The organism is Paenibacillus sp. FSL L8-0470 (assembly GCF_038008625.1).
Taxonomy (GTDB): Bacteria; Bacillota; Bacilli; order Paenibacillales; family Paenibacillaceae; genus Paenibacillus_AQ.
In genome coordinates, this window is record NZ_JBBOZM010000001.1 from 1,194,534 (window position 1) to 1,217,500 (window position 22,967).

The window sequence follows — 22,967 nt, forward strand, 5'->3', positions numbered from 1 at the left end:
CATAAAAAGCCCATAAAGGTAGGTATAATGCTGCACATATTGCGAAAATGGCACACTCTTTAATACCGAAAATACCAGTTATATCGCTGTTTTCACGTAATGCACGTTTATTCTGTTGATGGGCGGCATGATGTAATACGTCTGCATAACCTTATTTATCCAAAGAAACGGGACCTTCACAGGTCCCGTTTCTTTGTTGTCCGGATGCAGCAGGAATGCTTAATAGTTCAGGTGGAAGGCGAGCGATTCTAACAAAATACTATTTTACCCAATCAAAATCATAGAAAAAGAATAGATTACAATATACGATCTTCCGGCTCGAAGCATGGTATGTCTTGTGCCGAAAGGTTGGACAGGTTGAGCAGATAATGCTTAGACCCGGAAACAACAGGAATCTCAGACTAACAACGAACGGGGGGATGATGATGGATTTGAACGCATTGACTGGCCTTTTCAACGACAACAGCGGTTCAGTCGTGCTCAATGTCCTTCTCTCTATTGCATTAATCTGGAGCGTTAGGCAGTTAGCCAGTAAGGAAAAGATCATTCAGAACTATCAGAAACGCGATGAGGAGAACGAGAAACAGCTAAACCAATACAATCGTACACTCGTCAAACTTCTAATAGAAAGAGGGAGCACCGATAAAACCAATGGTGAGGAGGTCGTCGACAAGTGAAGCTCCTCGATATATTCAGAAAGAGTGAACTCAAACCCAGTCGTGTAAAACGGGAGATTGAAAAACTAGGCAGAATCCAGGAAGCCTATGAATCGAATGATATCGAAAGCCTTATTGACCTGCACCGTTCCGGCTTAGGCAAGAGAGGAGATGACCTTCATGGAAATTATTGATTTAACTATAATCACACTGGAAGCCATTGCATTTTTCATATTCACCGCCTATGTGATCCGTTACAGTAAATATTTCATCGGACGCGGCCCGCAGCGGAGTTATAATTTGTACCTCCGAAGTGTATGGGTGACCTACATTACCGTCGCGCTGCTCTGCCTCAATCTGATGTGGGGCCGGTTGAATATTGTTTTTGGATACAACATAGAGAGTACTTCCAATAGTTTCAGAGAGCTTGTTATGATCCTCACACTGCTCCTTCTAGTGCATGCAGGTTGGACGCATAAGGACATTTGGGACAGCAATAAAGACAAATAAGCCACCCGGAGGTGGTTTTTTTAAGGATAAGAATTTATATGTTTCACGCTATAAATTATCCTTCTATTTCTCGCTGAAACGGATACCGTCCTTTTGAGGACGGTATCCGTTTCCTCTTGGTGCAGTATTTCCGGCTTTTATGGGGGTGAGTTGCTTATGCATCACTTTAGCAGTTCTCTGCATCATCTCTTTGCAGGTCATGCTGTCAGAGCCGCCTAAATCAATCGCAAGGCGGTCTAATGCGGGGTTGCCTACTTCTCTTCAAAGCAAGCAGCACGTCTGACAGGGCAATGGGATGGGTCTGGGTGCGCGTTCCATTTCGGCAGCACCATAACCGGCAGACGCCGGACCAGCTTCACCAGGATGGGGAAGGAGGAGCTCTTCTCCGCCGGAGACATGGAGAACAGCTCACAGGAGCGCTACTCCACTTGCGGGCTGTTTTTCTTAGAGTCTCATGTCTTGGATAATGCAATTACATGATATTCGTCCGTTAACTGCTTCAGTAAATGCTGCCCGATATATCCGCTGGCTCCGGTTAAGGTAATGCTCTGCCGCGGCTTCAACCAGAAGAGGCAAGCTTTCTTGTGATATGGAACAGAACGACCTCCACTTGAAACAGGCCGCTGTCATAGGAAATATCCAGCAGGCCGCCCCATTCCTCCACAGTTTTCCGGATGTTTCGCAGTCCGATGCCATGCGACCGTGTATCGGCCTTGGTCGAAGAGATTTCACCATAACGGTTGGTGCTGATTTCATGGGCATACGGATTCTGAATTTTTATGAACAAGCTGTCATTCAGATAATGCATATGGATCAAGACATAACGCTCCTGATTAAGGGTCTCCCGGCAGGCTTCAATTGCATTGTCCAGCGTATTGCCGAGAATGACGCTGATCACCGTAGTGTCCAGCTCAAGCTGCGGCGGAATGTTCAGCTCTAAGCGAAAGGGGGTGTCATAGCTGCCTGCGGTCTGCTCCTTGTAGCTGATCATCGCATCAATGACCGGGTTTCCGGTATCGCAGCTCCCTGCAGGCTGTCCAATCGTGCCCAGCAGACGGTCCAGTTCATGGACGGGAGTTTCCTCATCTTTGGCAAGCCCTGCGCGCAGGCCAAGCAGGATATTTTTGAAGTCATGCTGAAATTTGAAGGCTTCCTCCTGCTTGTCCCGGGTCATCAGATATTGGTTAACATAGTAGGTGTTCTGCTGTTCCAGCAGCAGACGTTTGCTTCTCTCGGACTGCACGCACAGAATATGGTCGCTGAGCACAAAAATCAGGCAGTTGATTGCCAGCAGCAGGGTAGGTACCACGGGGAACAGGTTGGGATACGCCTGGAAGAAGAAGTTGTCCGACAGCGAGACCAAAGTAATAACGCTCAGAACAGGACAGACCAACAGCAGACTCCAGTACCATCCCGCCAAATTACCGCGTCCTTCCCCTTTGGTGATTCGCAGCAAAAGGTATACGAGAGACAATACCAGCAGCTTGGAAAGAAAGAGGTTTGCTATGTATCCGCTATCCGTATACGCAAATGGCATCACGGCTTCGCCAAGAAAGATGAGAGCCATAACAAAAAAGGCGCAATACCCCCTCCACAGGTTATCCCCCCGGTAGAGCAGTGATAACAAGAAGATCAAGACAATATTTGCGGTGAGCAGAACCATGTCCGGAAGCTGGATATGATGCAGCACGAGATGACACGCCATATATAGAGCGTAGATCAGGACAAGGTAAGGTTTGCTCTTGATCCGGCAGGTGAAGCTGCGGCTGAAGAAATAATGAAGGATTACGGGAATCAGCGGAAAAGTGATGAGATACAGCAGCTCTTCCCGCAGCATGGTATTCATACGAGCGTCCCCCTAAAGCTGAGGTAGGCTTTCCTCACGGATATGCTGTGCTTCTCGCTGACCGGCAGCTCCTTGCCGCTGACTAGCGTAACCCTCTTCGCACTGATTTCTTTAATAAAGAAAAAGTTCACAATATAAGATTGGTGAATCCGCACAAAATGACCGCCGGGCAGCTTGCGCTCCTCATCCTTAAGTATGCCGTAATATTGGATCTCCCTGTCCTTCGTGATAAGGGAAACCCGTCTGATGCTGCTCTCCAAATAGAGGATGTCCCGAAAAGGGATCAGCAGCTCCTTTCCTTTTTGCTGTACCGGCAGGAAGTTGGTTTTGCCCTGCTGGCGGGTACGTATGGCCTTTTGCAAGGCGGGAATAAGCTTATGTATGAATGCTTCCGGTTCAACCGGCTTCTTAATGAAACCCGACGGCCGCACATCGAACAGCTGCAGATGATACTGCTCATGGCTGGAAATATAAATCAATTGTACAAGATCATTTCCGTCATCTTCCCGCAGCACTTGCCCTGCTGTAATTCCATCCATTCCACCCATTTCAATATCCATGAAAATAAGGTCAAAGCGCTCTCCGGCCTGAAGAGCCTGGGCGAAACTTTCCCCGGAGTAATAGAGGGATACCTCAAGCTCTTCCGAACATTGGTGCCGGGCATCTAAAATCAGGTTCTCAATCTGTCCTGCAGCCTGCAGATCGTCGTCACAAACGGCGATATGAATCATGCCTTCACTCCGTTCCGTATTTATCGCTCTATTATACATTTCCAGGGAAAAACGGGCCAGATGTTATGAAAATGCTCCTTAAAAACGACAATAACCTGCCTAAAAATAGCAGACTGTGCGCCCGGACCGCTTACCCATGATAAGGTTGCCGGGTAGACATATCTGCGAGATGAAGGAGTGTTCTGATTGAAACCGCATGTGTTCGAAACCAGAGGGCTGACTAAAAAATATGGCTCCGCGTTTGCGCTTCAGCATTTGAATATGACCATTGAAGAGGGGGATATCTACGGATTTGTCGGGGAGAATGGTGCAGGAAAAAGTACGCTGATGAAAGTGATCGGCGGGCTTGTACACCCGACAAGCGGAGAAGTTTCACTGTTCGGGCAGCGGGAAAAGCAGGAGCTCATCCATGCCAGGCGGCAGGTTGGGTTTCTGATTGAAACGCCGTCTCTTTATCCGCATATGAACGCAGAGGAGAACCTGGGTTTTTATTGCCGGATCTTTGGCATTCAGGATAAAGCAAGAATCAGGGAGGTTTTGCAGACTGTAGCATTAACGGATACCGGAAGCAAAAAAACCTCGCAATATTCCCTCGGCATGCGCCAGCGTCTCGGACTTGCCATCGCGCTGCTTAACCATCCGAAGTTCCTTGTGCTGGACGAGCCCATCAACGGGCTGGACCCTGTAGGGATTGTGGAAATGCGGAGGATTCTGGAGCTGCTGGCGCATGAGCAGGGGGTAACGATATTGATCTCCAGCCACATTCTGGGTGAGCTTCAGCTGCTGGCAACTAAATACGGGTTCATACATCAGGGTAGGCTGATCAAAGAAGTCTCTGCCGGAGAATTACTGCAATCGGCACAGTCAATGATTACAATTTCAACACCTCATCCGGCTGCTGCTATGGCTTTTTTGAAGGAGAAGCTGCAGCTTGAGGACATCTCCATCAATACTGCCGGGGCCATTGAAATTCCTAAGGCAGTCGCAGATTTAGAGCAGCTGATGACGGTTCTCCTGCAGCAGGGAATTCCGGTTGAAGGGTTCAACCTGTCCGCGCCTAATCTGGAACACTATTATATGGATCTGATTGGAGGCAAAGGTCAATGAGGAATTTTTTGCAGGCTGAAATTTATTATTTGCGAAAAGATCTGGCGTTCAAAAGCATCAATGCTGTTTTTGTGCTGGGATCCATTCTGCTGGTTGTGATCATCGGGAACCATGGCGGATATGAATTAAGCAGTCCCATGCAGCCCTTAAAGCTCGCCGGTTCATTCTCCCTGTTTCTATATCTGGTTATCCCGATGCATGCCTGCTTTTTCTCTACAGAAGGTTTTGAATACGGTTCGGTGCAGAATATAATCGCTTCGGGGCAGAGCCGGCCGGGGTATTATATGGGTAAATATATGCTGGAGCTGCTGGCGATTTTTTGGTGGCTGCTGCAATTTTTCGGACTCTTCTCCATCTTATATCTGGCTGCGGCGCTCGTTACCGGATCTCCTATCGGGATGGAAAGCTTAAGAGAGGATTCCATTCAGGCGTTCAGGGCTTTCGGATTGAATGTCTTGTATTTGGCGGCTTATTGCGCCGTAATCATGATGCTGGGGGTGCTGATCCGTAAAGCGGCTTCCGCCGTGGTGGCAACCTTTTTCTTTATCTTCGGTAATTTTCTTCTTACAGGTTATCTCAAGGATTCGTCTTCGGCATTCTTGAAATGGGTATCGGATCATTCCCTGATGACGCAAATCATGAAATTTTCCGGGATGTATGTAGCCGACTCGGAGCAGATCCTGCTTTCGGGTGCGGGAGATTACATTCAAGCGGTGCTCATTCCGGTTATTGTTATCCTCGTTTGCTTGCCGGTGGCCCTGATTTCTTTGGAGAAGCAGGATATTCATATATAATGGAATTCCGGCATGGACGGATGATGAATTGCCTGGACTAAATTCGGAGGGAGTTGTTCTGGATGAATGGAGATAAAGCTGTACAACAACTCGCCACCTTCGCCGGCGGCTGTTTCTGGTGTATGGTCAAGCCGTTCGACGAGCTGCCGGGCATTGTTTCTGTGGTGTCAGGCTATACCGGCGGGCATACAGTTAATCCAACTTATGAGGAAGTGGGAACGGAGACGACAGGGCATATTGAGGCGGTGCAGATTACCTATGAGCCTGAGCTATTCCCGTATGAGCGTCTGCTGGAGATATATTGGCAGCTCATAGATCCTACCGATAAAGGCGGGCAATTTATGGATCGGGGCTATTCTTACCGGACGGCGATCTTCGTGCACAGCGAAGAGCAACGGGAGAAGGCGGAAGCTTCGAAGGAGGTGCTGAAGGCAAGCAAGCGGTTCAAAGCTCCGATTGTGACGGAGATTCTGCCTGCGGCTCCATTTTATCCGGCGGAGGCCTTGCATCAGGATTACTATAAGACCCACCCGATGGATTATAAAATGTACCTGAAAGGCTCGGGCCGAGGCGAATTCTCTGAGCAGTACTGGAACAACCGCGAAGACCGGGAGCGGCTGCATAAGCAGCTGACCGGGCTGCAATACGAAGTCACGCAGAACAAGGGTACGGAGCCGCCGTACCAGAATGAATATTGGGACCATTTTCGTGAAGGGCTATATGTTGACGTGCTGAGCAGCGATCCGCTGTTCAGCTCAGCCGATAAATTCGATTCCGGCACCGGCTGGCCAGCTTTTACCAGACCTATTGAGGAGGGGCTGATCCGCAGGGAAGCGGACTACAGCAGCGGTCAAGTACGGACGGCGCTGCGGAGCAGGTTGAGCGGAGCCTATCTGGGACATCTGTTCCACGACGGCCCGGAGCCAACGAAGCAGCACTACCGCATCAACTCCGCCGCACTGCGGTTTATTCCCAAGGAGGAGCTGGAGGCAAACGGTCTGGGGCGGTATTTGAGTCTGTTTGAGTAGCGGGTGCTTGAGGGACGAAGGAATTGAGTAGGAGCGAGGAAGCAGCGTCGGAGGATTAAAGCATCCGCAGGTGAGTTGGTTAGTAGGCCGATTAGACAATTAGTGCGGAGTAAAAGCGGCATAGTAAGTTAATAGCAGTAGTATCGGGGCCTAAGAGATATAAATTGGGGTGAGTGCAGAAACATTAACAGTTTAAGTCGGCTAAGTGTACTTCGTACAACTAAATTCAGGGGTTTTGAAGACAAATTACAGATAGTTGCACTCCGTACACTTATATTTGCCCGATCTAGCGTAGTTGGCTCGGATTGCGAATTTTAAGTGTACGAAATACATCTAACTCCCAGAGGGTGTGTGATTTGTGCATTTTAGCTGCACAGAGTACAACTATCCTTATGAGTATAGCCACAGTCTTCTTGAGCGCAGCCTTCAAATACAGCTCTCAAGTACAGTTCTCAAGTATAGCAATACGCAGAAGCTACAACAAAACGCAGAAGCTATAACAAAACGCAGAAGCTATAACAAACGCAGAAACTATAGCAATACGCAGTAGCTATAACAAACCGCAGTAGCTATAGCTACACCAAACAGCCAGGCTCCGGGAAGCCTGGCTGTTTGGTGTTAAGTTGTAATTATACTTGAATCTGCTTAATGAACTATTCGTTTTCTCTTGCAATCTGATTAAAAATTTCATGAAGAGCTTTTATGGCTTCGAGCCAATCTGCCGCTGTTGCATCGGTGTTGTTTATAACGGCTTTGGCGGCAGTTACAGCTTCAGCAAGGCCGGGATGAGTTGAACCATCCAGCAGCATTTTATCGGCTAGTGCAACAGAATCAGGCAGCGCGGTGAATACACTAGGGACCGTAATAATAATTTCTTTGATAACTGCGGAAAAGTCGCGTTTTAATTCCAGCTTGATGCTATAGTCGACAGGATTTGCGGTGCCGTTGTAATTCATGTACCATACCATGTAGTCTCTTAGGATGTATACATCATCAGTCACTGTGGATGGGCCATCATAATTCAACACAGTTACACGGAGATCCCTTGGCAGCGGCTGCTGTGGATCAGGCAGATAAACCACATCTCCCACAGACAGTGTGCCAGGCAATACCTGATTCTTAAATGCACCGTCAATCGTTGTTTCCAGTTCGGCATATTGGGCTTCGGAGTAGACAGATATAGGTACAGCATGGCTCTCCGAATGGTTTGGTTTCTTTAAGGAAATATAGACAGTGGTGCTGTCTGCACCGAAATCAAGACCGGTCAGCTTAACGCTGGTTGAGCCTGCGGCCACTGTTGCAGTTTGCAATAACTGGCTGTGGTCAATCTCGTCTGCGTAGACAGAAACCACATCTCCGGGTGCAAGGCTTCTCACATTTACAACGTCATTGGCACCGGCATGATTTTCTACACTCAGGAAGTTTGTATTAACAGTAGGACTCTCAGTGTCCTGACCATTGTCTTGATCAAGATCAGACTTTGGAGCCGTGTCTGTCAGCATGTTCTTGTCCACAAAGGTCAATTCGCTGCCGGATACGTTCATATCAAAAACGTACCAGTATAGCATCTTGGTGTCTGTAACAGGAATGTGGTACGTTTTAACAGGCGTAGCATTGTGGCCGTTGTAAATCTCTACTTTGGCACCGGAAGCGGTTAAAGTGTTCGCTTGGGCTGTGCCGTTTCCGCTGAAGTTGTGAACGAAGAAGGTGTATTTTCCATCCACACGTTTACGAATTGTAGTCGTCTCCGGGCCGTAAGAATCTACATCATCATGGTCCAGATCGGCATAAGTTTCATTATTATAACTATATACTCTATCGCTGTACCAGGTATGGAATGACCTATTATTGGGTGCAGCGCCAATCAGATGTGAATCTTCATCCAGCGGAAGCAAGTCCCAGGTGAGAACAATTCGGATCTCGGCTTCGGCAGGGACTTTGATTGCTGTGGCATTCTGGTTAATGTTTTTATGAGTACTCAGGGAAACACCAACAACGTGAGTAGTAATAAATCCGGATTTTGATAATTCACCAGTGTAAACGCCAGGGGCCAGATTGGCAAAATATTTACCTGCCGCATCCGTAACCACAGTTGCTGCGATTTCGCCTGTAGTTGCTCCGAGGCCTCTACGGAAATGGATTGTCATATCTGCTACGGGCTGATCGTCTACATCCGTAATTACGCCTTCAAAGCCATACACTGTCTCTGTCACAGTGCCTGGATTGCTGCCGTTTGAACCGCCGTTTGAACCGCCGGATGAGTCACCAGATGAACCACCGGATGAACCACCGGATGAACCACCGGATGATCCGCCTCCCGAAACAACCGGAGTGCCGATGACAGCTGTTGCATTATTGCCGTAGTTTACATGCTCAGGATTCTGGGCAAGAGTTGAACCGTTGGCATTGATTGAGGCAGTGCCAATGGAGCCTGTTCCGGTTACTCTGGCAATGGCATTTAGAATTAGAGCATTGATGCGGGCTCCACCTGTAATGTCAATTCCCGTATTTCCGGCGCCGGGAGCCACTTGAAGCTGGCCGATCGAACCGGAATTCAGGTTTACTTGAATGGAGGTTGCCATAACATCCACCGTCTCGAAGGATCCGGCTAAGGATACCTGTGCATTTGCCGGAATTGCTGCGGAGAGATCGACATTGCCGAAGCCGCTGCCTGTGCCGCTGCCTTCTTCCAGTAGCGCACCGGATTGCAGCGTGATCTGTTCAACCGAGCTGGCACCTTCAGTAACGATTCGGATACTTCCGTCTTTTTTATTGACAATGACGGTTACCAGGACTGAATCCACTACGTGGATACTGTTTTTACCGCCTCCGGCAATGGTAGTGGTGCCTTTGACAGTGACATTCTTTAGCGTCACATCACCTTTGCCAACGCCTTCACCAATCACAAGATCACCTGTGATAAGCGTGTTGTTCAGTACAACTCCGGGCGCTTCGATATATACCGAACCCTTTACTGTAGTAAGACCTGTCTCCGGGCCATAGCTACCGGCTTTGTCATAAACGACCTTCTCAGAGGATTTGGAAGCTTCAAACTTCAATGCCCGGTCAAGCACACTGACTGCTTCTGCTCTGGTGGCTGTGTCGAGCGGTCTGAATTTTTGATCATTTCCACTCATAAGGCCAGCTTGGGCAATGGCATTAATCTGGAGCTTGCTCCACTGGTGGCCTACAGCTGTATCCGAAAATGCAGCAGGTGAATCGGTGGCGCTCAGCTTAAGAATAGAGCTCACAATGGCAGCCATTTCTTCACGGGTAAGCGGCTGGTTAGGTCTAAACGTCTGATCGGTGTATCCTTTTATGTATCCTGCGGCAGTTGCTTTTGCAATGTCCGCGTAGAACCAATTAGTTGCTTTAACATCTTTATAAGCGATTTCCGCTGTGTTTGTATAACCGAAAGATTTGTTAATCAATGCTGCAAATTCCGCGCGGGTAATCTTGTGGTCAGGCTGCAGGGTTCCATCTTGATAGCCTGAAAGTAACCCTTGCTGCTGCCATGCTTTTAAGACATTCTCTGACCAGTGGCCGGATATGTCCTTTGCTGCAACGGAAGTCCCGGAAGCACCGGATGCGGCAAAAGCTTGACCAAAGGACATTAGATTCAAACAAATACATAATAGTACAATAAGAGTATTTCTGCGTACCTTGTTCTTCCTTCTCAATACGACACCAGCTTTCGTTTAATAGTACTTTTGTAAAGGTGAATACTAAGGAGACTAACCCTCCTTTGAGAAAAATAGGTCTACCTAAGTGATATTAGCTTTTTATTGTAGATAAAAGTAGTTTTTTGTAAAAAAATAGGCTTAATGAACGATAAAATTGCGCAAAAGCGAAGGGTTGATGTAGGTTTTTGTATTTAAAATATTAAAATTATAATCCCCTAATTCAAAACAATGGCCTATAATCTGGAATAAATCTTCCATTTCAGGCGCAGGAGGGATAACCCCTATGTACATAAGAGTTCTTAATTCCGCTGATGCGGAAATATACCGCGAGATTCGGCTGCAGTCCTTGTTGAACCACCCTGAGGCTTTCCTCAGCTCCTATGAAGCGGAGTTGGGAATGCCGATAGAGATAACCCGGGCCAGGCTCCAGGCGGGGGACGGCAAATTCACACTCGGCGGCTTTAACGGGCGGGAGGAGCTGGTTGGCGTGGTCACTTTAGTCCGTGAGAGCAGATACAAGATCAGCCATAAAGGCAATGTATACGCCATGTATGTAAATCCCTCGGCACGGAAGCAGAAGCTGGGGCATTTGCTGATGACGGAGCTGATTGTGAGGGCCAAGCAGTCTCCAGGACTTGAAATCCTTAATTTGGCAGTATTCTCAGATAACCTTCCGGCCATCCGGCTGTATCAATCGCTGGGATTTACCTGCTACGGGACGGAGCGGAATGCGGTGAAGCTGAACGGCAGTTATCTGGACGAAGACCTGATGACCTTACCGCTGATCCCATCACCCTAGAGAAAAATCAACAAGCAGACATAATGAAAGCTGCCGCAAGCATAAGCTTGTCTAAAGGGTCCTGTCCATAAAAGGGGTTGAAGACTTGGCGACTGCGCTGCTTGGCAGCTTTTTATCGGCGATGGCCACTGTTCTTGGAGTGGTTCCCATCCTGTTTGTGAAAAAACTTTCCGAGCTGTGGAAGGATGTGCTGGTCGCCTTCACCGCCGGAATTATGGTTTCCGCGTCTACCTTTGGCCTAATGCCGCAAGCGATGAGAGAGTCGGGGATCATCGCTCTGACGCTGGGACTGATTACCGGTGTGCTGCTGCTCGATCTGATCGAGAACAACATCCCGCATATCGACGTGGAGAACAAGCCCGGATTCACCAACATGGATTCCAAGGCGCTGCTTGTTTTGATCGCATTGTTCATCCACAACATTCCCGAGGGTCTCAGCACAGGTTTCAGCTATGCCAGCGAGCAGGCCAGCCTGGGTCCTATGGTGGCAATTGCCATTGGTGCGCAAAATATGCCGGAGGGACTGATTCTGGCTATCTTCCTGATGAATTCGCAGGCAACCCGGCGAAAAGCGCTGTTCATGGCCGGTTTAACCGGTCTTATGGAGATGGTGTCGGCAGTCATCGGCTATTGCACGGCCAGCTATTTGCATAATAATGCCGTAGGTTACGGACTGGCTTTTGCTGCCGGAGCCATGCTCTTCATCGTCTATAAGGAGCTGATTCCCGAGAGTCATAGTCATGGCTATGAGCGGCCCTCCACCTATTCGTTTATCTTCGGATTGCTCGCAATGCTGTATATTACACAGTTTTTTGGCTGACGTAGAGGGCATTACAGGCGTTGGCTCAATGCAGCAGAGTTCGATGAAAAAGAGGCTATCCCGGCTGCGGCAACAGTCTAGGGATAACCTCTTCTTTGTGTATTGAATTAAAGGTGTACTGTGTAGCGGTTTGGTTTGCTTACGCGACGGACGGCCTCAAGCTCCTGCGGAGAGAGCGGGGAGGCCGTGGCGGCTGCAATATTCAGCTGCAGCTGCGCAAGACTGCTCGCGCCGGGGATGATCGCGGCCACAGCGGGATGCGCCAGCGGGTAGTGAAGTGCTGTTTGCGTCAGGGTACGGGAACCGGTGGATTGCTGCATCAAACGCTCCTGCAGCCCAGGCAGTTCCCCGGCTTCATAATCAAGGTACGCCTTGCCTGTCCGGCTGCGCCCTTGCTCGGTCAATATGCCTCCGGCCAGCGGCCCCCGGGCGATCAGGCTGATTCCATGCTCCGCCAGTAAAGGCAGGATCTCTTCCTCGGGCCGTCTGTCCAGGATGCTGTATTGGCTCATCACACTAATAATAGCGGAGCGCTTCACGTATTCCCGGATCACATTGGGGCGGATCGAGGAGATCCCGTAATAACGGATGAGGCCTTCCTGCTTCAATTCTTCAAAAGCCTCAATCGTCTCGTCGATGGGGTCTTGGATCGTTCCTCCGTGCAGCTGATAGAGATCGATATAATCTGTCTGCAGCCGGCGGAGGCTCTCTTTTACTGCTGATTTAATATAGGCCTTGGAAGGGTCCCAGCTCCAGCCTTCTTTGCCGGGGATTCTGCGGTTGCCGACCTTCGTAGCCAGGATGACATCCGCACGCCGATGGCGAACCGCGTTGCCGATGATTTCTTCATTCCGTCCCTCATCATATAGATCCGCAGTATCCAGGAAATTAATGCCCTGCTCCAGCGCTTCATGAATGATCGCCGCAGCATGAGTCTCATCGGTCCCTAGGGACATGCAGCCAAGGCCCATGGCACTTACATATAAATCGGATTGGCCCAAACGGTTTTTGTTCATTCTGCAATCCTTTCTGTGCTGTTTTTGTGTCCATTATACCATTCCTATGCCAAAAGACGGCCATCGCGCGCCGTCTAGCCTGCTGGCTGTATGGACGCGATTGCCGTCTTTATTGTGATGTGCAGGGTTATCCCCGCAGGATCGTTTCGATCTGCTCTAATTCTTCCGCGCTGAGCTCAGGGGCGTTCAAGGATGCCACGGCATCTTCGATCTGGCTTACCTTGCTTGCGCCAATCAGTGCCGAGGTGACTTTGCCGCCGCGAAGCACCCACGACAAGGCGAGCTGCGACATCTTCTGGCCGCGTGCGGCTGCCAGCTCATTCAGCTTGCGTACCTTGCCGATGACCTCTTCGGTAATTTCCTTCTCCGAGAGGAATACACTGGGGCCGGCTGCGCGGGAATCCGGAGTAATTCCGTTCAGATAACGGTCGGTCAGGATGCCTTTTTGCAGCGGCGAGAAGGCGATGGTGCCGATGCCTTCTTCGGCAAGCACATCCTGCAGGCCGTCTTCGATCCAGCGGGACATCATGGAGTAGTTGGGCTGGTGAATCAGGCAAGGTGTGCCCAGACGGCGGAGGATTTGAGCGGCCTCGCGCGCCTGCTCGGCACTGTAGTTGGAAATGCCGACATACAACGCTTTGCCTTGGCGCACCAAGAGATCCAGCGCACTCATGGTTTCCTCCAGCGGCGTGTTCGGGTCCGGACGGTGATGATAGTAAATATCCACATAATCAAGGCTCATCCGCTTTAGACTCTGATCAAGACTTGCGACGAGATTTTTCTTCGAGCCCCATTCGCCATAAGGGCCGGGCCACATATAATATCCGGCTTTGCTGGAGATGATCAGCTCATCGCGGTAAGCGGCGAAGTCCTTCTTAAGAATCTGGCCAAAACTCTCCTCGGCAGAGCCTGCAGGCGGACCATAGTTGTTGGCGAGGTCAAAATGGGTAATTCCCAGATCGAAGGCCCGCCGGACCATTGCGCGGCCGTTCTCAAAGACGTCATTGCCGCCAAAGTTATGCCACAGCCCGAGTGAAATGGCAGGCAGGAGCAGGCCGCTTCGGCCGGTGCGGTTATATTTCATCTGGTCGTAGCGTTCAGGATTCGCGTTGTACAATTTGTTTTCCTCCTAAAAGTTTTATGGAGCATTACTTTCATACATCCTTCGCAATAAAACTCGCTTCGGAAGCATCACTAAGGTTTGTAAGCATCAGCTTCTTTGTGTAACTTCGTACAAAACTTGCCTTGGAAGCGTTTACTATATTGCCGGGTATGTTCCTATTGTAGCGAATGCACGGCGACAAACGTATGTCAGCAAGGAAGATGTTTATAGAACAATGTCATTATCGGCATGCTGGAGGCGGTATCCTTTGGGGGAACATCCCTTGACCTTCTTAAACATGCGGGAGAAGAGCAGCGGGTCCTGATAACCGACGGAACGCGAGATCTCACCGATGGTACAATCGGTCTCCGTCAGCAGCTCGCAGGCCTTGGCGATCCGGTAATTTAGCAGATACTGCTGTGGCGGAAGGCCGATGGTCCGTTTAAATAATGCGGATACGTATTTGCGGTCCAGCCTAAGGGAAGATGACATCATCTCCATCGTGACATTTTCACAGTAATGGGCATGCAGGAAGTGGAGACATTGCTCGACGTAAATGCTTTTTTGGCGCGGAATCGGGAATACATCCTTGGCCGCCGGTACCTTGCTCAGCAGGAGGGAGAAGAACTCATACATCATCGCTTTGAGCGGCAGATTCAAGCAATCACTGCGGTCCGCTGCCTCTGTCAGCCGATCATACAATGAGGGCATAAGCAGTTCATCCATCGGAAAGACGGGATACTCCGGCGACAGCGAGGTTTTGGACAGCAAGTATTCAATTTCTTCTCCGGTAAAAGCAATCCATGAATAATTCCAAGGCGTATTCAGGTCAGCCCTGTAAGAAGTCACGATATGCGGATAGGTCAGAAAGGCCTGACCCGCCTGAAGTGTATGTGTCTCTTCACCGACGGCCACCTTGCCGGTACCTTCGTGGATGAAATGGATTTTGTACAAATCGCGTACACAGGGTCCAACGGTATGACCGGGGGCACACTGCTCCCGTCCCCAATAATGAAGATGCAGATCGGAATTCCCCCGGAACGGACGCTGTGAATTATATTTGAATATGGCCATGATTCAGCCTCTTTCCTGTATGAGGTGGTCCTGGACAACGCCCGGGATATGCCCCCATTATACAATAGATTCGAAACGGCGGATAAACCGCAAAAAGTCCCATCCCCCTTTTGGAGGGGAGGGACTCGCAGAGCAGGCTGGATTATGCCTCCATTTTCAGCATCACCAGCTCTTCCACAGGCTCGCCGTTTACCAGATGCTCTTCCACGATGCGCGGAACATCGTCTGTCGTCACATTGTAGTACCAGATGCCGTCAGGGTAGACGATAACAAACGGTCCGTTGCCGCATAGCCCGAGACAGCTGGTTTTGTTGATTTTAACCGTTTTATGGATGCCTTGCTCTACGAGCTGTTCCTTGAAAGCCTGCATAACATCCTCTACCTCCTGATTGTTGCAGTGCTCGCTGCAGCAGAAGAGCAGATGTTTTTTTAACACCTTTAAACGCATATTCATGGTTAAGCCTCCTCGATCTTGTGGGTAGTGGACGTATCTTTAGGAGGAGTATAGTCTCTTTTGCAAACTCTGTAATGAGGTTGAGAGCATTGTTCTAAAAGGCTACATATATAGGATAAATCCGGGAGATTAGTGTTAGATTAGTTAACTTTCCAAGCAGATGTTTGAACAAAAAGTGTCATTTCCCTTATTTCCCAGAGTATTTCCTGTTTGAGAAATATAATTGAGGACTCTCCTTTAAATTTAAAGTAAAGCAGTTTAGCGCAGGATCGATTGGTTAATTAAGAGCTATGAAAGAATGATTATGCAACATCATACTTTAACTATCAGGAGGGAATCGTTATGAATAAGAAAATAGTAGGTGTATTTTATACCGAGCATGAAGCTTCACGGGCCATTGAAGACTTGAAGAACCAAGGGTTTCTGACAGAGGATATCTCCGTGATTGCCAGAAACAAAGATGATGTTGACGCGATTAACAATGAGATGGGCACCAAGGCGCCAGAGGGTATGGCATCCGGTGCGGCTACCGGCGGTTTGCTGGGCGGTGTCACCGGGCTTCTTGCAGGAATCGGTGCGCTGGCCATACCGGGAATCGGACCGATACTCGCCGCAGGACCGATTGCCGCGACATTGGCAGGAGCTGCTGTTGGTGCAGGAACCGGCGGACTGGTTGGTGGACTGATTGGTCTCGGCATTCCTGAGGATGAAGCGGAAAGTTATGATAATTATGTAGATGAAGGTCGTATTCTGGTTATGGTGGATGCGGATAATACACGGGCCGAAGAAGCATATTCTGTGTTCCGCAGCCACAATTCAGCCAATGCCGACCGTTATATGGATGATAATATGGCAGCTGGGGATGTTACGGGGACGGCCCGCAATTCAGTAACAGACACAGTGGATGCCGCATTTAACGGATCAGGGCTGGAGGGACGTCAGGATACGGGGCTGGATACAATGAATTCTGCTCCTGTTCATGATCTTCCTGAAACACGGGCGCTGGATGATGTGAACCGGCCGGGAATGACAGGGGATGTATATTCCGGAACTCCGGACGGCATAGCGAATTTGGATCGAACCGGATCAGATCCATTCACGGATGAGGACGAAGCCCGCAAGCTGCGCCTGCGTGAGGAACAGCTGGATGTGTCCAAGAACAAGGTGCAGACTGGTGAAGTCCAGGTGCGCAAGGAAATTATTGAAGAGCAGAAAACGATCAATGTACCGGTTACCCATGAGGAGATTGTAATTGAGCGAAGATCTGTCAATAATGACTCTACGGATACCCCCATCGGAAAAGATGAGACGATCCGCATTCCTGTAAGTGAAGAGCAAGTGGAGGTTCGCAGGAACACAGTAGTCACCGGTGAAGTGGACATTCATAAACGTGAAGTCCGAGGCACTGAACAGGTTAAGGATACAGTGAAACGTGAGGAAGCCCGGGTGGACAAAACAGGCAAGGTGAAGCTCGATTCCAGCGATGAGCTGCTGAGAGACCACAGCCGGATGCATTAAGCGAAAGTTTCCTGTTTAACACCGGTCACTATAATTGAAAACAAGGTTTCCCCAAGGTCCTTTTCGGGCCCCGGGGAAACCTTGTTTTGATGTTATGAAGGAATATCCTCTGCGCTACAGGTTAGGCTCTTTACATAAATGCCGCATTCGGTCTGGCCGAGTAGCCCTGCGGAATTTCCTTGCCGGGCAGGAAGTGGATGCTGCGGATATAACGGATCGTCCGGCTCTGTGACCGCATGATGACAGAATGTGTCTCGGCGCGTTCCTTGCCGATGAAGCGGACTCCGTTCAGGAATTCACCGGAGGTGACCCCGGTGGCGGCAAAGATAACATCACCCGTTCCGACCATATCCTCCATGGACAGAATGCGTGTCGGATTGTCGATGCCCATATGCAGGCAGCGCTGCATCTCAAAAGGGCCCTCCGGCAGCAGTCTTCCCTGGAGCTCTCCGCCAAGGCATTTCAGCGCGGCGGCAGCAAGCACGCCTTCGGGCGCCCCGCCGGAGCCCATGTACAGATCTACATCGCTGTCCGGCAGCGCGGCGGCGATAGCCCCGGCCACATCGCCGTGGCCGATCAGCTTGATCCGTACGCCCGCTTCGCGCAGGCTGCGGATCAGCTCTTCATGCCGCTTGCGGTCAAGCACCATCACCGTCAGCTCGGAGAGCGATTTGCCGGTGATCATGCTGGCCTTGCGCAGCGTAACCCCGGCAGGATCTGCGAGGCTGAGCCTGCCGGCCAGCTCGGGGCCGCAGGCGAGCTTCTCCATATAAATGTCGGGAGCATGCAGCAGGCTGCCCCGGTCGGCAATGGCAATCACCGACTGGGCGTTGTGCAGTCCGCAGGCTACCACCTCGGTGCCCTCCAGCGGGTCGACAGCCACGTCAACGGAAGGGCCGCTTTTGTTCCCGACCCGTTCTCCGATGTAGAGCATAGGTGCTTCATCCATCTCGCCTTCGCCAATGACGACAGTCCCGTCAATGGAGACGGAATCGAACATGGAACGGATAGCAGTTGTAGCAGCATCATCTGCCGCATGTTTATCACCCCGGCCAATCCAGCGGGCCGAGGATAAAGCGCCCAATTCAGTTACCCGTACAATCTCCAGTGCTAATTCGCGTTCCATATGCTTTCCCTCCATTACATTTTTAGTGTGGATGTTTCCGCTGTTTCCGGAGAATCGGAGATATATCCCATAATAATTCCCGCTGTCTCCTCAATGGCTTTGTTCGTAATATCTATGACAGGGCAGCCCAGCTTGGCAAAAAGCCCTGCGGCATACTCCGTCTCTTCCGTAATACGTTCAAGACTGGCATATTGGGAGCCTGCCGGCAACCCCAGTACCTTAAGGCGTTCCGAACGGATCTTCAGCATAGTTTCCGGCTTCATCGTAAGGCCGATGATCCGGTTCGGCGGCAGACTCATCAGCTGCTGCGGCGGGCCGATCTCGGGGACCACAGGGTAATTGACGACCTTCTTGCCCCGGTGGGCCAGAAAAATGCTGAGCGGAGTCTTTGAGGTGCGGGACATGCCGAGCAGCACAATATCGGCCTTAAGCATCGCGCCAAGATCGCGCCCGTCATCACTGGCAACCGTGAATTCGATCGCTTCGATCCGCTGGAAATAATCCTCGTCGAGCTGATGCAGCAGCCCCGGCCGGGCTTGAGGCGCATCGTCGAAAGTGTCGATGAAGGCCTGCATCATCGGGCCCATAATATCGACAATCCTCAGGTCGAGCCGGACAGCCTCTTCACGGATCATCTCCCGGAGCTCCGGCTGGACCAGTGTATAGGCGACAAAACCTTGCAGCTGCGCCGTTTCCTCCATCAGCTTCCGCAGTTCGTCCTCATGTCTTACATTGCCGTATCTTCTGATGGTAACCCGCTGATTCTGAAATTGGTGAATGACAGCCTGCACAACCGCCTCCGCTGTATCTCCTATCGAATCTGAGCAGATTGTAATGAAGTGTGAAGATTGCTCCATGCGTTTCGATTCCTCCGTTATCCTTTGGCTTCTAGATCGAGGAGAAGCTTTACGATGGAGGTTTTGGTCAGGCGCCCTACCACGTCAAGCTTGGGGCCGGTTTCCTCCGTGCCGCTGGGCACAACCACCGGCAGACTGTCTACCTCGTGAACAATCATTTTATGCGCGGCCTCAAGCACCGGGTCATCGGGAGAAACGGTTACTACCTTGGGCTGGCGGGTCATTACCATACTCACCGGCATGGATACTGCGCCGGGATTGCCGAGCGTTACCTTCAGGAAATCTTTGCGTGAGGCGACACCGGCCAGTTTGCCGTCGCCATCGCAAATAATAAGCGTGCCGACATCCTGCAGGAACAGCGTAACCACGGCATCCTGAATGGTTGTCGTCTCGCGGATAATAATCGGGATGCTCTGGATATCCCTGACTCTGGTTTCCTGCAGCAGAGAGCTGCTGCCTTGACGCTGAGCCGCTTTCTTGCCGGGGAAATATCCGACCTTTGGCTTGGCATCAATGTATTCCAGCATGACCAGGATGGACAGGTCGTTGCGGATGGTAGGCCGGCTGAGATTCAGGGTTTCCGCAATTTGGTCGCCGGTAATCGGCGCTCTTTTTTTTACAATGTCAATGATTTGCATTTGACGGGATGTCAGTTCAATCACAGGTTTCCTCCACTTTCCGGATACAATCAGGTGCTCCTCTATAGAAAAGGAGTTCTGTTAAGCAAGATCCCCCTTTCAATTAGACGTCCTAATGGTAAAAAAATCCCCTAACTTGGTTATATAATACGCAATAATAATCAATTATGCAACATATAGTATGTCATATATAATATTTTTTTTGAATTTTCATTTCAGCCATGAGGAACAGTAATGAACTGAGCTGCGTAGAAAAATAGGGAAAGACAACAATAAAACAGCCTGGAGCCCATTTTTTCAGGGTCCAGGCTGCTCTGTTGTTTAGGAAATATACAATATTTATTCCTGTGGAAGAGCCTCAATGCTTCCTTTTTGAAGAATCGGGGCAGGGGGTTTTTGTTTAAAGATCAGCTGCTTCAGCGCTCCCGCATTCACAAGCACGGTTCCGGCAATGATGGTGAATACCCCGAGGACGGTTAACCAGCTTACAGCTTCCCCGTAGAATACAAGACCCACACCAACGGCGATCGGCGGCGAAATATACAGCCAAGTCGACGGAAAGACGGGATTCGTCTTGGCGACGAGCCAGTAGAACAAGGTGTGTCCAACCATGGAGCCGATAACGGTCAGGTAGAGCAGCGAGCCGGCGGTTTTGAATGAGAGCAGAAACCCGGGATGCACATTCTCGGTGAAGAGCGACAGGATGAACAGGAGCGCTCCGCCATATATCATTTGTGCTGCATTCAGCGCGACGGGTGAGACCCCGGAGAAGGTTGTGGTTACTTTTTTGGAGTAAATGGCCCCCGCCGCATAGCAGCATTCCCCAATCAGCACGGCAGCGCAGCCGATGAGCCACAAGGGGGAGACCTCAATCGCCAGACTGGGCAGAACCAGCAGCAGAACGCCGGTGAAGCCGATGATACAGCCGTAGATCGAATACGACGGAGCTTTTTGACGGAATAAAGCGGTCTGCAGCAGCAGAATCATCATCGGTCCGGTAGCTGACAGCACGGCGGCAAGCCCGGAGGATACATATTGCTCTGCCCAGTACAGCCCGGCGAAGGTTCCGAAGGTCAGCGTGGCGCCGGTGAACAGCATCTCTTTACGCAGCAGCAGGGAGAAGCTTGCTTTGCCTTTCCAGACCATCCAGAGGAACAATATTGCTCCTGCCATAAAGAAACGGATTCCTGCTGAGAAAAAAGGCGGCGCTCCGGCATCCACACCAATTTTAATCGCTAAAAAGGTAGTGCCGAAGATCAGACAGACAAGAGAGTAAGCCAACAGAATCATATCCAGTTCCCCTTTGTAAAGTTAATATGGCAGTCCAGTAGAATCATTTTGTTAATCATATAGGGGTGGGGACAGAACAGATTGCAGACAGCAGAACAGATGAGAGTAATAATGAGGTACAATACGGGAAAGAGGTTTTGCAGAAGAGCTGCAATATGCGGTTATCACAGGGAGGGCGGATTACGTTGAAAAAAGCTACGGGAGCGGACCAAAGTCATCCCTTGTTCCGCCAGGTGTGCAATTTCATGCTAAACCGGATGGAACGTGGGGAATGGAAGGCACATGATAAGCTGCCCTCGATCCGTCTGCTGGCGGAAGAGCTGAAGGTGCACCGGCTGACGGTATTCAAGGCCTACCGGGTGCTGACTGAGGACGGCAAGGTCTATGTGAAAGACAAATCCGGTTATTATGTATCTCCGGGCGACAGGGCACTAGGCAATGGTTCAAGCGAAGGGGCAGCGGTATCCACTTATTCACTGACGAATCCCTTATCCGATATCCAGCGGATGCCGGTCCAATACCAATTTTCGCAGGCGCTTATTGATCCGAATCTGCTGCCGAACCTGTTCCTGTCCGATTATGTGAAAAAAGTGTTTGACCTTTATCCGAAGGTCATGGGAACCTATTCCTCTGTTCAGGGCGATGAGGAGCTGCGCGGAACGCTGAGCCGCCATTTCCACGATCAGCACCGGCTGCAGCTGTCGACGCAGGAGCTGCTGATCACCTCGGGTGCGCAGCAGGCGATCAATCTGATCGCCGGTATTGTGCTTGGGCCGATGGACAATGTGCTGGTGGAGCGCCCGACGTACAGCACAGCTATGGATATTTTTCGCCGGGCCGGTGCGCGGCTTATACCAGTGGAGATTACACCGCAGGGCTATGATCTGGAGGCGGTGGAGGAGCTGATGCGCCGGCACAGGCCGCGGATGTTCTACATGAATCCGACCCACCATAATCCGACCGGATATACTGTCCCGGCGCGGCAGCGTAAGCTGATGGTTGAACTGGCCGAGCGGTACCGCTGCCTGCTGGTGGAGGATGATCCCTTCCGCGATATGTATTTCGGGGAGAAGCCGCCGCCGCCGTTTTTTGCCTATGATACGGAGGGCTGGGTCATTTATATCAGCAGCTTCAGCAAGTATGTCGCTCCGGGGTTGCGTATCTGTGCGGTCGCCTGCCGTTATCCGTTTATGGAACGGCTGATTACCGCCAAATCACTGGCAGATAACGGGACGCCGCTGCTTAACCAGAAGATTTTCCTGCATTATTACACCTCGCCGCGGCTGCAGCGGCATCTCGGCAAGCTGCGCATTGCGCTCCAGGTGCATAAGGAAATTGTGGAGGAGGAGCTGGCTTCTGCCGGTTGGGAATGGACAGCGCCGGAGGGCGGGCTGAACCTGTGGGTGAAGCTGCCGGAATCCATCTCTGTGGCAGCATTATTTGACCGCAGCATGGAACAGTCGATCTCCTTCATACCGGGAGAAATTTGCGATCCGCTCGGTGAAATGAAATCCTGGCTACGGCTCAGCTATTCCTTTGCCAGTGAAGGTGTGCTGCGGGAGGGCATCCGGCGTCTGGTGAGGCTTGCCGGGGAGATGGGAAGGTGAGTGTGAATTAAATACTCTCAATTCCCTTAAGATTTCTAATAGACTTTATTGAATGATCTGTTTATAATGGAAAAGTCAGGATTAAGTAAACGATTACGTAAACGATTACATCAAAGAGTTGATAAGACGTGTGTGCGTCTGGAAAGTGTATTCCTGGCTCTGAGCACGAACGGACCGGGTTGCACCTATTTGGGGTTTTTAGCCTGTTACAGTAGGAAACGGACTCCAGTGCAGTTATTTCTCCCTAATGGCCGTTTTTAGATAAAACGCAGAGCAGATAAGGTCGTCTGGGTCCGCAAATGAGAATAAAC

At 50.4% G+C, this 22,967-nt stretch carries 22 protein-coding genes; 10 read left to right on the top strand and 12 right to left on the bottom strand.

What is annotated here, in order from left to right; genetic code table 11:
- The first annotated feature begins 425 nt into the window (after positions 1-425).
- From NST99_RS05480 to NST99_RS05490, 3 genes are read left to right on the top strand one after another with little or no spacing between them, the layout of a single operon-like run.
- On the top strand, positions 426-677 hold the full coding sequence (locus NST99_RS05480; RefSeq protein ID WP_038586709.1) for a hypothetical protein: 252 nt from the start codon (positions 426-428) through the stop codon (positions 675-677).
- Positions 674-850: a hypothetical protein gene (locus NST99_RS05485; protein ID WP_341090166.1), complete on the top strand. Its 177-nt coding sequence runs from the start codon at positions 674-676 to the stop codon at positions 848-850. The genes NST99_RS05480 and NST99_RS05485 overlap by 4 nt, the downstream gene beginning before the upstream one ends.
- A complete protein-coding gene (locus NST99_RS05490) occupies positions 837-1,166 on the top strand; it encodes a hypothetical protein (protein ID WP_341090168.1) in 330 nt (109 codons plus the stop codon). Before NST99_RS05485 ends, NST99_RS05490 begins: the two co-directional genes overlap by 14 nt.
- Positions 1,167-1,618: 452 nt before the next feature.
- Here NST99_RS05490 and NST99_RS05495 read toward each other — a convergent pair whose 3' ends face one another.
- From NST99_RS05495 to NST99_RS05505, 3 genes are read right to left on the bottom strand one after another with little or no spacing between them, the layout of a single operon-like run.
- The gene (locus NST99_RS05495; RefSeq protein ID WP_341090169.1) at positions 1,619-1,729 is read right to left on the bottom strand and encodes an NAD-dependent epimerase/dehydratase family protein; all 111 of its coding nucleotides are present in this window, start codon (positions 1,727-1,729) and stop codon (positions 1,619-1,621) included.
- A complete protein-coding gene (locus NST99_RS05500) occupies positions 1,726-3,012 on the bottom strand; it encodes an ATP-binding protein (protein ID WP_341090171.1) in 1,287 nt (428 codons plus the stop codon). Before NST99_RS05500 ends, NST99_RS05495 begins: the two co-directional genes overlap by 4 nt.
- The gene (locus tag NST99_RS05505) at positions 3,009-3,782 is read right to left on the bottom strand and encodes a LytR/AlgR family response regulator transcription factor (protein ID WP_341090172.1); all 774 of its coding nucleotides are present in this window, start codon (positions 3,780-3,782) and stop codon (positions 3,009-3,011) included. Before NST99_RS05505 ends, NST99_RS05500 begins: the two co-directional genes overlap by 4 nt.
- Before the next feature lie 147 nt (positions 3,783-3,929).
- Here NST99_RS05505 and NST99_RS05510 point away from each other — a divergent pair, with 147 nt between their 5' ends.
- The 3 genes from NST99_RS05510 to msrA all read left to right on the top strand — a co-directional run bounded on the left by NST99_RS05510 (position 3,930) and on the right by msrA (position 6,672).
- Entirely contained in the window at positions 3,930-4,850 is a 921-nt protein-coding gene (locus NST99_RS05510) for an ABC transporter ATP-binding protein (protein WP_341090173.1), read from the top strand.
- Positions 4,847-5,644: a hypothetical protein gene (locus NST99_RS05515; RefSeq protein WP_341090174.1), complete on the top strand. Its 798-nt coding sequence runs from the start codon at positions 4,847-4,849 to the stop codon at positions 5,642-5,644. The genes NST99_RS05510 and NST99_RS05515 overlap by 4 nt, the downstream gene beginning before the upstream one ends.
- Before the next feature lie 62 nt (positions 5,645-5,706).
- Complete coding sequence (msrA, locus tag NST99_RS05520; protein ID WP_341090175.1) at positions 5,707-6,672, top strand: peptide-methionine (S)-S-oxide reductase MsrA; 966 nt, start codon at positions 5,707-5,709, stop codon at positions 6,670-6,672.
- 653 nt (positions 6,673-7,325) lie between these two features.
- On the opposite strand, the gene NST99_RS05525 is transcribed toward msrA, so the two are convergent.
- Positions 7,326-10,286 carry an S-layer homology domain-containing protein gene (locus NST99_RS05525; RefSeq protein ID WP_341090176.1) on the bottom strand — a complete coding sequence of 987 codons (2,961 nt, stop codon included), beginning with the start codon at positions 10,284-10,286 and terminating at the stop codon, positions 7,326-7,328.
- Positions 10,287-10,638: 352 nt separating this feature from the next.
- Here NST99_RS05525 and NST99_RS05530 point away from each other — a divergent pair, with 352 nt between their 5' ends.
- Positions 10,639-11,154, top strand: a complete 516-nt coding sequence (locus tag NST99_RS05530) for a GNAT family N-acetyltransferase (protein WP_341090178.1) — start codon at positions 10,639-10,641, stop codon at positions 11,152-11,154.
- A gap of 85 nt (positions 11,155-11,239) precedes the next feature.
- A complete protein-coding gene (locus tag NST99_RS05535) occupies positions 11,240-11,974 on the top strand; it encodes a ZIP family metal transporter (protein WP_341090179.1) in 735 nt (244 codons plus the stop codon).
- Between the two features lie 107 nt (positions 11,975-12,081).
- On the opposite strand, the gene NST99_RS05540 is transcribed toward NST99_RS05535, so the two are convergent.
- The 4 genes from NST99_RS05540 to NST99_RS05555 all read right to left on the bottom strand — a co-directional run bounded on the left by NST99_RS05540 (position 12,082) and on the right by NST99_RS05555 (position 15,620).
- Positions 12,082-12,990, bottom strand: a complete 909-nt coding sequence (locus NST99_RS05540) for an aldo/keto reductase (protein ID WP_341090180.1) — start codon at positions 12,988-12,990, stop codon at positions 12,082-12,084.
- Positions 12,991-13,117: 127 nt separating this feature from the next.
- On the bottom strand, positions 13,118-14,074 hold the full coding sequence (locus NST99_RS05545; protein ID WP_341097566.1) for an aldo/keto reductase: 957 nt from the start codon (positions 14,072-14,074) through the stop codon (positions 13,118-13,120).
- A gap of 243 nt (positions 14,075-14,317) precedes the next feature.
- On the bottom strand, positions 14,318-15,166 hold the full coding sequence (locus tag NST99_RS05550) for an AraC family transcriptional regulator (protein WP_341090182.1): 849 nt from the start codon (positions 15,164-15,166) through the stop codon (positions 14,318-14,320).
- Between the two features lie 142 nt (positions 15,167-15,308).
- Positions 15,309-15,620, bottom strand: a complete 312-nt coding sequence (locus NST99_RS05555; RefSeq protein WP_076114424.1) for a (2Fe-2S) ferredoxin domain-containing protein — start codon at positions 15,618-15,620, stop codon at positions 15,309-15,311.
- 342 nt (positions 15,621-15,962) lie between these two features.
- Between NST99_RS05555 and NST99_RS05560 the strand changes: the two genes are divergently transcribed.
- Positions 15,963-17,138, top strand: coding sequence for a YsnF/AvaK domain-containing protein (locus NST99_RS05560; RefSeq protein ID WP_341090184.1), 1,176 nt, complete (start codon positions 15,963-15,965; stop codon positions 17,136-17,138).
- Between the two features lie 130 nt (positions 17,139-17,268).
- Here the strand turns inward: NST99_RS05560 and glpX are convergent, their stop codons facing one another.
- From glpX to NST99_RS05580, 4 genes are all read right to left on the bottom strand, one after another.
- The gene (gene glpX, locus NST99_RS05565; protein WP_038586750.1) at positions 17,269-18,264 is read right to left on the bottom strand and encodes a class II fructose-bisphosphatase; all 996 of its coding nucleotides are present in this window, start codon (positions 18,262-18,264) and stop codon (positions 17,269-17,271) included.
- Between the two features lie 14 nt (positions 18,265-18,278).
- Positions 18,279-19,121, bottom strand: coding sequence for a pyruvate, water dikinase regulatory protein (locus NST99_RS05570; RefSeq protein ID WP_341090187.1), 843 nt, complete (start codon positions 19,119-19,121; stop codon positions 18,279-18,281).
- Positions 19,122-19,138: 17 nt separating this feature from the next.
- Entirely contained in the window at positions 19,139-19,759 is a 621-nt protein-coding gene (locus NST99_RS05575; protein ID WP_052092453.1) for a helix-turn-helix transcriptional regulator, read from the bottom strand.
- A gap of 339 nt (positions 19,760-20,098) precedes the next feature.
- Complete coding sequence (locus NST99_RS05580; protein ID WP_341090189.1) at positions 20,099-21,049, bottom strand: DMT family transporter; 951 nt, start codon at positions 21,047-21,049, stop codon at positions 20,099-20,101.
- A gap of 185 nt (positions 21,050-21,234) precedes the next feature.
- Here NST99_RS05580 and NST99_RS05585 point away from each other — a divergent pair, with 185 nt between their 5' ends.
- A complete protein-coding gene (locus NST99_RS05585) occupies positions 21,235-22,656 on the top strand; it encodes an aminotransferase-like domain-containing protein (protein WP_341090190.1) in 1,422 nt (473 codons plus the stop codon).
- Positions 22,657-22,967: the final 311 nt, after the last annotated feature.

Coding starts and splice junctions, on each gene's coding strand:
- NST99_RS05480 (WP_038586709.1), top strand. CDS start 426: ATGGATTTGAACGCATTGACTGGCCTTTTCAACGACAACAGCGGTTCA.
- NST99_RS05490 (WP_341090168.1), top strand. CDS start 837: ATGGAAATTATTGATTTAACTATAATCACACTGGAAGCCATTGCATTT.
- NST99_RS05500 (WP_341090171.1), bottom strand. CDS start 3,012: ATGAATACCATGCTGCGGGAAGAGCTGCTGTATCTCATCACTTTTCCG.
- NST99_RS05505 (WP_341090172.1), bottom strand. CDS start 3,782: ATGTATAATAGAGCGATAAATACGGAACGGAGTGAAGGCATGATTCAT.
- NST99_RS05515 (WP_341090174.1), top strand. CDS start 4,847: ATGAGGAATTTTTTGCAGGCTGAAATTTATTATTTGCGAAAAGATCTG.
- msrA (WP_341090175.1), top strand. CDS start 5,707: ATGAATGGAGATAAAGCTGTACAACAACTCGCCACCTTCGCCGGCGGC.
- NST99_RS05525 (WP_341090176.1), bottom strand. CDS start 10,286: ATGTCCTTTGGTCAAGCTTTTGCCGCATCCGGTGCTTCCGGGACTTCC.
- NST99_RS05530 (WP_341090178.1), top strand. CDS start 10,639: ATGTACATAAGAGTTCTTAATTCCGCTGATGCGGAAATATACCGCGAG.
- NST99_RS05540 (WP_341090180.1), bottom strand. CDS start 12,990: ATGAACAAAAACCGTTTGGGCCAATCCGATTTATATGTAAGTGCCATG.
- NST99_RS05545 (WP_341097566.1), bottom strand. CDS start 14,074: ATGAAATATAACCGCACCGGCCGAAGCGGCCTGCTCCTGCCTGCCATT.
- NST99_RS05550 (WP_341090182.1), bottom strand. CDS start 15,166: ATGGCCATATTCAAATATAATTCACAGCGTCCGTTCCGGGGGAATTCC.
- NST99_RS05555 (WP_076114424.1), bottom strand. CDS start 15,620: ATGAATATGCGTTTAAAGGTGTTAAAAAAACATCTGCTCTTCTGCTGC.
- NST99_RS05560 (WP_341090184.1), top strand. CDS start 15,963: ATGAATAAGAAAATAGTAGGTGTATTTTATACCGAGCATGAAGCTTCA.
- glpX (WP_038586750.1), bottom strand. CDS start 18,264: ATGGAACGCGAATTAGCACTGGAGATTGTACGGGTAACTGAATTGGGC.
- NST99_RS05570 (WP_341090187.1), bottom strand. CDS start 19,121: ATGGAGCAATCTTCACACTTCATTACAATCTGCTCAGATTCGATAGGA.
- NST99_RS05575 (WP_052092453.1), bottom strand. CDS start 19,759: ATGCAAATCATTGACATTGTAAAAAAAAGAGCGCCGATTACCGGCGAC.
- NST99_RS05580 (WP_341090189.1), bottom strand. CDS start 21,049: ATGATTCTGTTGGCTTACTCTCTTGTCTGTCTGATCTTCGGCACTACC.